The 12,837-nt window shown below is 69.6% G+C and carries 11 protein-coding genes; 2 read left to right on the forward strand and 9 right to left on the reverse strand.

Annotation, left to right across the window (positions count from 1 at the left end):
* The 5 genes from OG381_RS37695 to OG381_RS37715 all read right to left on the reverse strand — a co-directional run bounded on the left by OG381_RS37695 (window position 1) and on the right by OG381_RS37715 (window position 7,531).
* Complete coding sequence (locus tag OG381_RS37695) at window positions 1–960, reverse strand: HpcH/HpaI aldolase/citrate lyase family protein (RefSeq protein WP_266820829.1); 960 nt, start codon at window positions 958–960, stop codon at window positions 1–3.
* The gene (locus OG381_RS37700) at window positions 957–3,005 is read right to left on the reverse strand and encodes a protein meaA (protein WP_327720450.1); all 2,049 of its coding nucleotides are present in this window, start codon (window positions 3,003–3,005) and stop codon (window positions 957–959) included. Before OG381_RS37700 ends, OG381_RS37695 begins: the two co-directional genes overlap by 4 nt.
* A gap of 17 nt (window positions 3,006–3,022) precedes the next feature.
* Window positions 3,023–4,360, reverse strand: coding sequence for a crotonyl-CoA carboxylase/reductase (ccrA, locus tag OG381_RS37705; protein ID WP_327722655.1), 1,338 nt, complete (start codon window positions 4,358–4,360; stop codon window positions 3,023–3,025).
* Between the two features lie 419 nt (window positions 4,361–4,779).
* The gene (locus OG381_RS37710) at window positions 4,780–5,589 is read right to left on the reverse strand and encodes a TetR family transcriptional regulator (protein ID WP_307024006.1); all 810 of its coding nucleotides are present in this window, start codon (window positions 5,587–5,589) and stop codon (window positions 4,780–4,782) included.
* Between the two features lie 136 nt (window positions 5,590–5,725).
* Window positions 5,726–7,531 (reverse strand): 3-hydroxyacyl-CoA dehydrogenase family protein, encoded by a 1,806-nt coding sequence (locus OG381_RS37715; RefSeq protein WP_327720451.1) that lies wholly within the window; start codon window positions 7,529–7,531, stop codon window positions 5,726–5,728.
* A gap of 378 nt (window positions 7,532–7,909) precedes the next feature.
* On the opposite strand from OG381_RS37715, the gene OG381_RS37720 reads away from it, so the two are divergent.
* Window positions 7,910–8,485, forward strand: coding sequence for an adenylosuccinate lyase (locus OG381_RS37720; RefSeq protein WP_327720452.1), 576 nt, complete (start codon window positions 7,910–7,912; stop codon window positions 8,483–8,485).
* Here OG381_RS37720 and OG381_RS37725 read toward each other — a convergent pair.
* The 4 genes from OG381_RS37725 to OG381_RS37740 form a co-directional block, all read right to left on the reverse strand.
* Complete coding sequence (locus tag OG381_RS37725) at window positions 8,482–9,000, reverse strand: GNAT family N-acetyltransferase (RefSeq protein ID WP_327720453.1); 519 nt, start codon at window positions 8,998–9,000, stop codon at window positions 8,482–8,484. The two genes, OG381_RS37720 and OG381_RS37725, sit on opposite strands and share 4 nt — an antisense overlap.
* On the reverse strand, window positions 8,997–9,395 hold the full coding sequence (locus tag OG381_RS37730) for a RidA family protein (RefSeq protein ID WP_327720454.1): 399 nt from the start codon (window positions 9,393–9,395) through the stop codon (window positions 8,997–8,999). Before OG381_RS37730 ends, OG381_RS37725 begins: the two co-directional genes overlap by 4 nt.
* Window positions 9,396–9,462: 67 nt before the next feature.
* A complete protein-coding gene (locus tag OG381_RS37735) occupies window positions 9,463–11,034 on the reverse strand; it encodes an alpha/beta hydrolase (protein WP_327720455.1) in 1,572 nt (523 codons plus the stop codon).
* Between the two features lie 134 nt (window positions 11,035–11,168).
* The gene (locus tag OG381_RS37740; RefSeq protein WP_327720456.1) at window positions 11,169–12,209 is read right to left on the reverse strand and encodes an Rv2578c family radical SAM protein; all 1,041 of its coding nucleotides are present in this window, start codon (window positions 12,207–12,209) and stop codon (window positions 11,169–11,171) included.
* 157 nt (window positions 12,210–12,366) lie between these two features.
* Between OG381_RS37740 and OG381_RS37745 the strand changes: the two genes are divergently transcribed.
* Window positions 12,367–12,810: an SRPBCC family protein gene (locus OG381_RS37745; protein ID WP_046257957.1), complete on the forward strand. Its 444-nt coding sequence runs from the start codon at window positions 12,367–12,369 to the stop codon at window positions 12,808–12,810.
* The last annotated feature ends 27 nt before the right edge of the window (window positions 12,811–12,837 follow it).

Genomic DNA, 12,837 nt, shown 5'->3' on the forward strand with positions numbered 1-12,837 from the left:
TCAGGCCTCCGGAATCTCGAACTTGCTGGTGCGCTGCATACCGGCGGCGCGGCCCTTGCCGGAGATGACCAGGGCCATCTTGCGGCTGGCCTCGTCGATCATCTCGTCGCCGATCATCGCGGAGCCCTTCTTACCGCCCGCCTCGGACGTGTAGTACTCGTACGCGTCCAGGATCAGCTCGGCGTGGTCGAAGTCCTCCTGGGACGGCGAGAAGATCTCGTTGGACGCCTCGACCTGGCCCGGGTGCAGCACCCACTTGCCGTCGAAGCCGAGCGCCGCGGCGCGCTGGGCGACCTCGCGGTAGCCGTCCACGTTGCGGATCTGGAGGTAGGGGCCGTCGATCGCCTGGAGGTTGTTGGCCCGGGCGGCCATCAGGATCTTCATCAGGATGTAGTGGTAGGCGTCCGCCGGGTAGCCGGGCGGCTGCTCGCCCACGACCAGCGACTTCATGTTGATGGACGCCATGAAGTCGGCCGGGCCGAAGATGATCGTCTCGACGCGCTGGGAGGCCGTCGCGATCTCGTTGACGTTGTTGAGACCCTGCGCGTTCTCGATCTGCGCCTCGATGCCGATCTTGCCGACCTCGAAGCCCATCGTCTTCTCGATCTGCGTCAGCAGCAGGTCAAGGGCGACGACCTGCTGGGCCGTCTGGACCTTCGGCAGCATGATGCAGTCGAGGTTCTGGCCGGCCCCCTCGACGACCGTGACGACGTCGCGGTACGTCCACTCGGTGGTCCAGTCGTTGACGCGCACGACCCTCGTCTTGCCCGTCCAGTCGCCCTCGTTGAGGAACTTGACGATGGTGTGCCGCGCCTCGGGCTTGGCGAGCGGCGCGCACGCGTCCTCCAGGTCGAGGAAGACCTGGTCCGCCGGGAGGCCCTGCGCCTTCTCCAGGAAGCGGGGGTTGCTTCCCGGCACCGCGAGACACGAGCGGCGGGGACGCAGACGGTTGACGGTCATGCGGGGACCTCCAGGGGGTCGAGCTTGTTCGCTTTGCGGATCTCGTCGACGATGCGGCCGATGATCCCGGTGATGTCGAAGTCCTTCGGGGTGAACACCGCGGCCACTCCGGCTGCCCTGAGCTGTGCGGCGTCCCCGTTCGGGATGATGCCACCGGCGATCACCGGTATATCTGTGGCACCGGCCACATGCAGCCGTTCCAGCACGTCCGGCACCAGCTGGGCGTGCGAGCCGGACAGGATGGACAGGCCGACCGCGTGCACGTCCTCGGCGAGGGCCGCGTCCACGATCTGCTCGGGTGTCAGACGGATGCCCTGGTAGACCACCTCGAACCCGGCGTCACGGGCCCGCACGGCGATCTGCTCGGCACCGTTGGAGTGCCCGTCCAGGCCCGGCTTGCCGACCAGGAAGCGGAGCTTGCCGACGCCCATGTCCTTGGCCGTCAGGTCGACCTTGCGGCGCACGTCCGCCATGGCCGAGCCCTCCTCCGCGGGCACCGCGACCGGCGCCGACGAGACCCCGGTCGGTGCCCGGAACTCGCCGAACACCTCGCGCAGCGCCCCGGACCACTCGCCGGTCGTGACACCCGCGCGGGCGCACTCCAGGGTGGCCTCCATGAGGTTGCCGGTGCCCTTGGCGGCCTCCTTCAGCTTCTCCAGCGCCTTGCACGGGCGCGGGTGGTTGAAGGGCGGCTGGTAGCGGGTGTCGCGCCAGTGCCGCAGGCTCTCGATCACCCGGGCCTCGACCGCCGGGTCGACCGTGTGGATCGCGGTGTCCAGGTCGGCCGTCAGCGGGTTCGGCTCGGTCGTCTCGAAGATGTTGACACCGATGATCTTCTCCTGGCCGGACTCGATCCGGGCCCGGCGCTCGGCGTGCGAGGAGACGAGCTGCGACTTGAGGTAGCCGGACTCGACGGCGGCCATCGCGCCGCCCATCTCCTGGATCCGGTCGATCTCCGCGAGGGACGCCTCGACGAGCTCCTCGACCTTCGCCTCGATGACATGGGAGCCCTCGAAGATGTCCTCGTACTCCAGCAGGTCGCTCTCATGGGCGAGGACCTGCTGGATGCGCAGCGACCACTGCTGGTCCCACGGCCGGGGAAGACCGAGGGCCTCGTTCCAGGCGGGCAGCTGCACGGCACGCGCGCGTGCGTCCTTGGAGAGGGTCACGGCCAGCATCTCCAGCACGATCCGCTGGACGTTGTTCTCCGGCTGCGCCTCGGTCAGTCCGAGGGAGTTGACCTGGACGCCGTAGCGGAAACGACGCTGCTTGGGGTTCTCGATGCCGTAGCGCTCGCGGGTGACCTTGTCCCAGATGCGGCCGAAGGCGCGCATCTTGCACATCTCCTCGATGAAGCGGACGCCCGCGTTCACGAAGAAGGAGATACGGGCGACCACGTCGCCGAACTTCTCGGCCGGCACCTGACCGGAGTCCCGGACGGCGTCCAGGACCGCGATCGCCGTCGACATCGCGTACGCGATCTCCTGGACGGGGGTGGCTCCCGCCTCCTGGAGGTGGTAGCTGCAGATGTTGATCGGGTTCCACTTGGGGATGTGGTTCACCGTGTAGCAGATCATGTCCGTCGTCAGACGGAGCGAGGGCACCGGCGGGAACACGTGCGTGCCCCGGGACAGGTACTCCTTGACGATGTCGTTCTGGGTCGTGCCCTGGAGCTTGGTGATGTCCGCACCCTGCTCCTCGGCGACGACCTGGTAGAGCGCCAGCAGCCACATGGCGGTGGCGTTGATCGTCATCGAGGTGTTCATCTGCTCCAGGGGGATGTCCTGGAACAGCCGGCGCATGTCACCGAGGTGCGCGATCGGCACGCCGACCCGGCCGACCTCGCCGCGGGCGAGGATGTGGTCGGAGTCGTAGCCGGTCTGCGTCGGCAGGTCGAACGCCACCGACAGGCCGGTCTGACCCTTGGCGAGGTTGCGCCGGTACAGCTCGTTGGACGCCTCGGCCGTGGAGTGGCCGGCGTACGTGCGCATGAGCCACGGCCGGTCCTTCTCCCGCTTGCCTGCGGCGGGCTGACGCTCAGTCATCTATGACCCCGGGTGTCTCAGATGTTGCGGAAGCGGTTGATGGCGTCGAGGTGCTTGGCGCGCATCTCCTCGTCGCGCACGCCCAGGCCCTCCTCGGGCGACAGGCACAGCACGCCGACCTTGCCCTGGTGGGCGTTGCGGTGCACGTCGTGGGCGGCCTGGCCGGTCTCCTCCAGGGAGTAGACCTTGGAGAGGGTCGGGTGGATCTTGCCCTTCGCGATGAGCCGGTTGGCCTCCCAGGCCTCGCGGTAGTTGGCGAAGTGCGAGCCGATGATCCGCTTCAGCGACATCCACAGGTAGCGGTTGTCGTACTCGTGCATGTAGCCCGAGGTCGAGGCGCAGGTGGTGATGGTGCCGCCCTTGCGGGTGACGAAGACGCTCGCGCCGAAGGTCTCGCGGCCCGGGTGCTCGAAGACGATGTCGATGTCCTCGCCGCCGGTGAGTTCGCGGATGCGCTTGCCGAAGCGCTTCCACTCCTTCGGGTCCTGGGTCTGCTCGTCCTTCCAGAACTTGTAGCCCTCGGCGTTGCGGTCGATGATCGCCTCGGCGCCCATCGAGCGGCAGATGTCCGCCTTCTGGTCGCTGGAGACGACGCAGATCGGGTTGGCGCCGCCGGCCAGGGCGAACTGGGTGGCGTAGGAGCCGAGTCCGCCGCTGGCGCCCCAGATCAGGACGTTGTCGCCCTGCTTCATGCCGGCGCCGTTGCGGGAGACCAGCTGGCGGTAGGCGGTGGAGTTCACCAGGCCCGGTGCGGCGGCCTCCTCCCAGCTGAGGTGGTCCGGCTTGGGCATCAGCTGGTTCGACTTGACCAGGGCGATCTCGGCGAGGCCGCCGAAGTTGGTCTCGAAGCCCCAGATGCGCTGCTCGGGGTCGAGCATGGTGTCGTTGTGGCCGTCGGAGGACTCCATCTCGACGGACAGACAGTGCGCGACGACCTCGTCACCGGGCTTCCAGGCGTTCACGCCGGGGCCGGTGCGCAGGACGACGCCCGCGAGGTCGGAGCCGATGATGTGGTACGGCAGGTCGTGCCGCTTGGCCAGGTCGTTGGTGCGGCCGTAGCGCTCCAGGAACCCGAAGGTGGACAGCGGCTCGAAGATCGAGGTCCACACGGAGTTGTAGTTGACGCTCGACGCCATCACGGCGACCAGGGCCTCGCCCGGGCCGAGCTCCGGCACCGGGACGTCGTCCAGGTGGATCGACTTGCGCGGGTCCTTGTCGCGGGTCTGCAGGCCCGCGAACATCTCCGTCTCGTCCTTGTGCACGGTGATCGCGCGGTACGACTCGGGGAGCGGCAGAGCGGCGAAGTCGGCCGGAGTCGAGTCCGGCGACTGGATCGCGTCCAGGATGTCCTTCACGGTCACGGTGTTGCCTCCGGCGATACGCGTCCTGAGGGAGGGACGCTGAGGGTTACGTCGGTGCTGCTGAGGGTTTTTTCGAAGTGCCGTCGGTTCGGCGAGGTGGTGCTTCGGCAGCGCTTTGTGGCGCGGGAGGTTGCCTGTGACGCAGGCGTCCGGGCGGGCAAGTCGATGACTTGTTGGGACAGCCGGCGTACGCATGGTCTCTGCACGCCGGCCGCCCGGACTCCTTCAACGTATGACACCGCGTGTCACTCCGCAAGGCACTGAGTGCCAGGAACTGCTCTCAGATGAAATCTTTACGTAACACATGAGCGATGATCGATCGAACGCGGCTGGAAATCCCCTGGAAATCGGGTGGAGGCACACGAAAACGGCCACCCCGAGGGGTGGCCGTCATCACAGCGATGCGGTAGTGCTCAGCGCTCCTTGAGCGCCTCCTCGATGGTCCTCATGACCTCGTCGAGGGGGGCGTCGGTGCGGGCGACCGTCACCAGGACCTCGCCGTGGGCCGAGACGGTCGCGGCGGCCGGCTTCGGGGTGGTGCTGCGCCCGGCCCCGATGCCGGAGCCGAACGTCTTGCGCACGATCGCGAAGGCGTGGTCCAGCTGTGACTCCACGTCGCCCTGGCCGCCGGCTCTGAGCCAGCGCCGCAGCACGTGGTTGTGGGCCGTGACGACCGCGGACGCGGCCACCTCCGCCAGCAGCGGGTCGTCGTTGGCGTCGTCGTCGTGCGCGTGCTCGTCGAAGTGGCCGAGGAGGTAGCGGGTGAACAGGCGCTCGTAGCGGGCCACCGACGCGATCTCCGCCTCGCGCAGGGTGGGCACCTCGCGCGTGAGCTTGTAGCGGGCGACCGAGATCTCCGGCCGGGCCGCGTACATCCGCATGACTTCCTTGATGCCGTTGCACACCGTGTCGAGCGGGTGCTCGTGCGGGGGAGCCGCGTTGAGGACCGCCTCGGCGCGGATCAGTGTGTCGTCGTGATCGGGGAAGATCGCCTCTTCCTTGGAACGGAAGTGGCGGAAGAAGGTGCGGCGGGCGACTCCGGCCGCCGCCGCGATCTCGTCGACGGTCGTCGCCTCGTACCCCTTGGTCGAGAACAGCTCCATCGCCGCGGCCGCCAGTTCTCGGCGCATCTTGAGCCGCTGGGCGGCAGCACGGCTGCCTGCGGCACTTTCCGGCGCGTCGGGCGTAGCTGGTGTACGTGAGGACTTGGCGGGCTGGGGCATGACCCGAACGTACTGCATGTGCGCAGGTTGGCGCTCATGTCCCGGGCGCCCCCCGCCCGGTGCGGGCAGGGGGGTTCCGTGGGGGTCGAGCAGTCCGCCCCAGTCCTCGGCGTCCTTGAACCAGTCGCCGGACGGCTCAGCGGCGGGCATATTCGCGGAAGCCACGGCCGGTCTTGCGGCCGAGGCAGCCCGCGGCCACCAGGTGCTCCAGGAGCGGGGCCGGCGCCAGGCCCGGGTCCCGGAACTCGCGGTGCAGGACCTTCTCGATGGCGAGCGAGACATCGAGCCCGACGACGTCCAGGAGCTCGAAGGGACCCATCGGGTAGCCGCCGCCCAGCTTCATCGCGGCGTCGATGTCGTCGAGCGACGCGTAGTGCTCCTGGACCATCTTGATGGCGTTGTTGAGGTACGGGAACAGCAGGGCGTTCACGATGAAGCCGGCCCGGTCGCCGCAGTCGACCGCGTGCTTCCTGATCTTCGCGCAGACCTCGCGGACGGTGGCGTGGACGTCGTCGGCGGTGAGAACGGTGCGGACGACCTCGACCAGCTTCATCGCCGGTGCCGGGTTGAAGAAGTGCATGCCGATCACGTCCTGGGGGCGTGAGGTGGCACGGGCACAGGCGACGACCGGCAGCGACGAGGTGGTCGTCGCCAGGACCGCGCCCGGCTTGCAGACCTTGTCCAGCGCCGCGAAGAGCTGCTGTTTGACCTCCAGGTCCTCGGCGACGGCCTCGACGGCCAGATCGACGTCGGCGAAGGCGTCGTACGAGCCCGCCGCCGTGATCCGGCCCAGGGTCTGCGCGGCGGCCTCGGCGGTCATCCGCCCCTTGTCGACGGAGCGCGACAGGGACTTGCCGATACGGGCCTTGGCGGTCTCGGCCTTCTCCTCGCTGCGGGCCGCGAGGACGACCTCGTAACCGGCCTTGGCGAAGACCTCGGCGATGCCGGACGCCATGGTGCCGGAGCCGGCGACGCCGACGGAACGGACCGCACGGCCGGGGGTCCCGGAGTCCCCGGTGGCCGGCGTCAGGGTGTCCGCCACGACCGTCGCGCTGCCCGGAGCCTCGTACGAGTAGAAGCCGCGGCCCGACTTACGGCCCGTCAGGCCCGCCTCGCTGAGCTGCTTGAGGATCGGCGCGGGGGCGTGCAGCCGGTCCTGGGACTCGGAGTACATGGCCTCCAGGACGGTGCGCGCGGTGTCGATGCCGATCAGGTCGAGCAGGGCGAGCGGGCCCATGGGCAGCCCGCAGCCGAGCCGCATCGCGGCGTCGATGTCCTCGCGGGAGGCGTACCTCGCCTCGTACATCGCGGCGGCCTGGTTGAGGTAGCCGAACAGCAGTCCGTCGGCGACGAATCCGGGCCGGTCGCCGACCGCCACGGGCTCCTTGCCGAGGGCGAGGGCGAGGTCGGTGACCGCGCTGACGGCGGCCGGCGCGGTCAGCACCGAGGAGACGACCTCGACCAGCTTCATCGCCGGCGCCGGGTTGAAGAAGTGCAGTCCGAGCACGCGCTCGGGACGGGCCGAGTCGGCGGCGAGCCGGGTGACGGACAGGGCGTTGGTGCCGGTCGCCAGGATCGTCTCGGGGCGCACGATCCCGTCGAGTTCACGGAAGATCTGGTGCTTGATCTCGTACGACTCCGGCGCCACCTCGATGACGAGGTCGGCGTCGGCCGCGGTGCGCAGATCGGTGGAGGTGCGGACCCGGGCGAGGATGCCGGCGCGCTCCTGTTCGGTCAGCCGGCCGCGCTCCACGGCGCGGGCGGTCGAGGTCTCCAGGGCGGTGACGGCCTGGGCGGCCGCGGCCTCGCTGATGTCGATGCCGACGACCTCGCGGCCGGCCTTGGCGAGGACCTCGGCGATGCCGGTGCCCATCGTGCCGAGGCCGACGACGGCAACGGTCTGCAGCAGGGACAGAGGGGTGTCGGACAGGGGAGCGGCCATCGCGGGACTCCAGGAATGAGGTGACGACTGGGAGCGCGACCCGGTACGCCCGAAGGCGCACCGGGTGGCGTGGAGGATGCGGGTGTTGCCGGGCTGCAAGCGCACACGCCCGGTGGTGCGGTGCCGTCGTCACAGGCGTGCACACGCCCGGAGAACGGTGAAACCGACCGGCCCTGTCCCGGGGCCACGTCGTACTGCGATACCTGAGAGGTACCGAACCGACTGCGCTCACGACGGCTGCGTCACCAGGCCGGCGCGAGGAGTTCCGCGAGTGGGTAACTCGCTCGTCTGAGCTTAACCGGCGGGTAACGAGCGCGCTAGTCCCCGTGTTTGTGATGTACGTCCCGGGGCGCTCGCGACCGCCCTAGGCTGCGTGTCATGGACGAAGAGTTGCGGTCGCTCACGGAGCGCTTACGGCAGGAGTCGGGGGCGTCGGCGTCGTACGGGCGGCTGGCGGAGACGAAGGACCTCGACGAGCTGGCCGGAGTGCTGGTCGAGGCCGGGCGGCCGCTGTGGGCCAGGGAGCTGGCCGCGTTCCGGCTGGGGGTCGCGGGGGACTCCCGTGCCTTCGAGTCCCTCGTCCTGCTGCTCAACCACCGTGAACCGCAGCGCTGCGCCTCCGCCGCGTACGCCCTGGCCCGCCTCGGCGACCCGCGCACCGCCCGCGCGGCCGCGGCCCTCGCCACCAACGAACTGCGCGTCGCCTACGCCCTGCACCCGGTCAGACTCCTGACCGAACTGCGCGCGCCCGAGTCGGTGCCGGCCCTCATCACCACGCTGGAACGGCGGCTGCGCCCGCACGACCCCTACCGGCGCGTGGCCCTCGCGTGCGTCGAGGGACTCGGCAGCCTGGGCGACGCCCGCGCCAGACCTGTCCTGAACGAGGCACTGGCCCACCCCACGCTGGCGGAGGCGGCGGTGCGTGCGCTGGCTCGGCTCCCGGGGCGGCCTTAAAGACCGCGCGTGTACCGCACCTCCGGCACCGGCACACCGTCCACCTCGAAGGGCTCCTCGGCGCCGTCCGGCCAGAACCCCGCCCGTTCGTAGAAGGCGCGGGCGCGGGCGTTGCCCTTGAGGACCCAGAGGTGCATGCGGTCGTGCCCGGCGGCGGTGCAGCGGCGTACCGACTCCCGGAGCAGGGCGCGGCCGAGGCCCGCGCCGTACCGTCCGGCGTCCACGTAGAGCGCGTACAACTCGGCGTCCGCGGTGCGCACTTCACCCTCCCGGTAGGGGCCGTGCGCCGCCCAGCCGAAGAGCTCTCCGTCCTGTTCCGCGACGAGGTTCACCACGCTGCCGTCCGACCGCCGAAGACGTTCGCGACGGTGCTCGGCGTCCTCTCGCACGCTCAGCGCGTCCAGATACGGCTGCGGCATGAGGCCTCGGTACGCGCTCTGCCAGCCACGGACCCGGATCTCGGCCACACGGTCGCAGTCCGCGAGGGTCATCTCGCGTATCCGCGGACCGCTCATGGAGCCACCACCGCGAAGGCCTCGACCTCCATCAGGAACTCGGGCCGGACCAGCGCGGCCACCTGGACCGCGGACGCGGCCGGCAGGCGGTCCTCGGGTATGTGCTCGGCGCGGGCGGTGCGGATGGCGGGCAGGTGCGCCATGTCCGTGACGAAGTAGGTGAGTTTGACGACGTCGTCGAAGGTCGCGCCCGCGGCGGCCAGGCAGCGGCGCAGGTTCTCGAAGACCTGGCGGGCCTGGGCGGTGGGATCGCCCTCGCCGACGAGCCTGCCGTCGGCGTCCAGGGCGAGCTGGCCGGAGATCGCGACGAACGTGCCGGTGCCCAGCACGACATGGGAGTACTGGGCGGCGGGGGCGAGCCCGTCGGGGGCGGGAATCCTGGTCAGCTCACTCATGCGTCCATGGTGGACCATGGCACTGACACCCCCCCGACGGGCCCTCGGACCCTGCTCGGCGGACCGCTCAGCCGCGGAAGCCGAGCATGCCGTGCAGCGTCGAGCCGCGCGCGGAGGACGACGCCGAGCTCAGCGGCTTCGGGTCGGGCAGCGTGTCGCACACCGCGTCGGCCTCGCCGCCGCCGCGCGGCACCGTGCCGTCGGTCAGATACGCCGCCAGGTACTTGTCCAGGCAGGCGTTCCCGCTCAGCGTGATGCCGTGGTTGCCGCCGCCCTGCTCGACCACCAGGCTGGAGCCGCGCAGCAGACGGTGGACCGTCACGCCGCCCTCGTACGGAGTGGCCGCGTCGTCCGTCGCCTGGAACAGCAGCGTCGGCGGCAGCTTGGCGTTGGCCACGTTCACCGGTTGCAGCGAGTTCGTCGGCCAGAACGCGCACGGCGCGTTGTACCAGGCGTTGTTCCAGGTCATGAACGGCGCCTTCTCGTACACCGCCCAGTTGTCATTGCGCCACTGGCTCCAGTCGCGCGGCCAGTCGGCGTCACGGCACTGCACCGCGGTGTAGATGCTGTAGCCGTTGTCGCCGGAGGCGTCGACGGCGGCGAAGTTCTCGTACGCCTCGACCAGCGGCTCGGAGTTCTTGTCGTTCACGTACGCCGAGAACGCCTCCGCCAGATACGGCCAGTAACCGTTGTAGTAGCCGCCCGGGATGAAGGTGTCCTCCAGCTCGGAGGCGCCCACCTTCCCGCCGGCCGGCTTCTTGGCCAGGGCCGCCCGCATCGCGTACCACTTGGCCTCGATCTTCTCCGGATCGGTGCCGAGCTTGTACGTGGAGTCGTACTTGGCGACCCACGCGAGGAACGCGCGGTGGCGGTCGTTGAAGGCGTGGTCCTGCGCGAGGTTGTCGTCGTACCAGACACCGGTGGGGTCGACGATCGAGTCGAGGACCAGGCGCCGCACCCGCTCGGGGAAGAGCTTGGCGTAGACCGCGCCGAGATAGGTGCCGTAGGAGTAACCGAAGTAATTGATCTTCTTCGCGCCCAGGGCGGCACGGATCGAGTCCATGTCCCGCACGGCCTGGACCGTGTTGATGTACGGCAGCACATCGGCGTACTTCTTGCCGCAGGCCTGCGCGAAGGACTTGGCCCGCTTCAGGTTGGCCTTCTCGATGGCCGGGGTGCTCGGCACCGAGTCCGGGCGGACCGGGTTGAAGTGACCGGGCTTGCAGTCGAGCGCCGGCTTGCTCTTGCCCACACCGCGCGGGTCGAAGCCGATGACGTCGTACTGCGCCGCGACCGCCTTGGGCAGCGAGCCGGCGACGAATCCCGCGAGGGTCAGACCGCTGCCGCCGGGACCGCCGGGGTTGACCAGCAGCGGGCCCTGGAACTTCTTCGCGGTGTGCGGGACACGGGACAGCGCGAGGGTGATCTGCCGCCCGTGCGGGCGGTGGTGGTCGAGTGGGACCTTGAGGGACGCGCACTGGAGCGTCGGGTAGTTCGTGGTGCCGCAGCTCTTCCAGGTGAGCTTCGCGGCCTGAGTGGCGTTCGCGGTGAGCGGAGTGCTCGCGTCGGCGGGCAGGGCGGTGAACGAACCGGCCACGACGACGGAAACGCCGCACAGCACGGCTGCGCGTTTTCTCATGGCGTCCTCCCAGGACGGAGGTTTCGGACCGCGGGTGTCACGGTCCACGCCGCATCGTTCCGGAAAGCGCGCCCGGAGGAACGCGTTCTGGCAAGACTTGACCCTACTGGGCCGTGGGATGCCCCCGAACGCTGTCAGATCAGAGTGAGTTGGGTTCCTTCGGGCAGATCGGGCGCGGGCGGCTCGGGCTCGGGCATCCGCCGGGGCATGACCGGGTCCGCCGGCCCGATGCCGTACTCCCGGGCCAGCTCGTGGACCTGACGGGTGATCCGGCGCTGGTACCACTTGGGCGCGTAGGAGCCGTCCGCGTACAGCCGCTCGTAGCGGCGCACCAGGTGCGGATGGTGCCGGCCCAGCCATTCCATGAACCACTCCCGCGCCCCGGGCCGCAGATGCAGCACCAGCGGGGTCACGGACGTGGCCCCGGCGGTGGCGATCGCCCGCACGGTGGCCCGGAGCTGGTCCGGTGCGTCGCTGAGGAACGGGATCACCGGCGCCATCAGGACCCCGCACCCGATGCCGTGCTCGGCCAGGGTCCGTACGACGTCCAGGCGGCGCTCAGGGGCCGGCGTGCCCGGCTCCACGGTGCGCCACAGTTCCGCGTCGATGAAACCGACCGAGACGCAGACACCGACGTCCGTCACCGCGTGCGCCTGCTTCAGCAGGTCGAGGTCGCGAAGGATCAGCGTGCCCTTGGTCAGGATCGAGAACGGGTTCGCGTGGTCGCGCAGGGCGCCGATGATGCCCGGCATCAGACGGTAGCGGCCTTCCGCGCGCTGGTAGCAGTCGACGTTCGTGCCCATCGCGATGTGCTCGCCCTGCCAGCGCGGCGATCCGAGCTGGCGGCGCAGCAGTTCGGGAGCGTTCGTCTTGACGACGATCTGGGAGTCGAAGCCGAGACCCGTGTCGAGGTCCAGATAGCTGTGCGTCTTGCGCGCGAAGCAGTACACGCACGCGTGCGAGCAGCCCCGGTACGGGTTGACCGTCCACTGGAAGGACATCCGGGAGACCGCCGGTACCCGGTTGATGATCGACCGGGCCCGGATCTCGTGAAAGGTGATCCCGCTGAACTCCGGTGTGTCGAAGGTACGGGTGACGACCGCGTCCGCGCCGAACAGCGCGGTGTCGTCGGCCCGGCTGTGGCCGGAGTCCGCTGTGAGGTTCTCCCAGCGCATGACGCCTCCTCGGTAGCACTGGCCACAGAATAGAACACATGTTCCCTTGATCGTGCGCGTGCGGATGTGAAGGGTTTGCGGGGCCCCGATTTGGGCGGTCGGGGACCGGGGTGGTTGGCTTGCCCCCACCCCCGATAACTCAGGTGCTGGAGGAAAAATGGCGCAGGTCGAGGCCACTACGGAGCGGGTCGTCGCGGCGGACGCGGAGAAGGTGTTCGACGCCCTCGCCGACTACAGCGGCACGCGCGCGAAGGTGCTGCCCCAGCACTTCAGCGAGTACGAGGTGCGCGAGGGCGGCGACGGTGAGGGCACCCTCGTCCACTGGAAGCTCCAGGCCACCAGCAAGCGGATCCGTGACTGCCTGCTCGAGGTCAGCGAGCCCACCGACGGCGAGCTCGTCGAGAAGGACCGCAACTCCTCCATGGTCACCACCTGGCGGGTCACCCCGGCCGGCGAGGGCAAGTCCCGCGTCGTCGTGAGCACCGTCTGGAACGGCGCCGGCGGCATCGGCGGATTCTTCGAGAAGACCTTCGCCCCCAAGGGCCTCGGCCGGATCTACGACGAGGTGCTCGACAAGCTCGCCGCCGAGGTCGAGAAGTAAGGACAAGTCCCCGGTGTCCGAGGGGCG

It is taken from the genome of Streptomyces sp. NBC_00490 (genome assembly GCF_036013645.1).
GTDB classification, from domain to species: domain Bacteria; phylum Actinomycetota; class Actinomycetes; order Streptomycetales; family Streptomycetaceae; genus Streptomyces; species Streptomyces canus_F.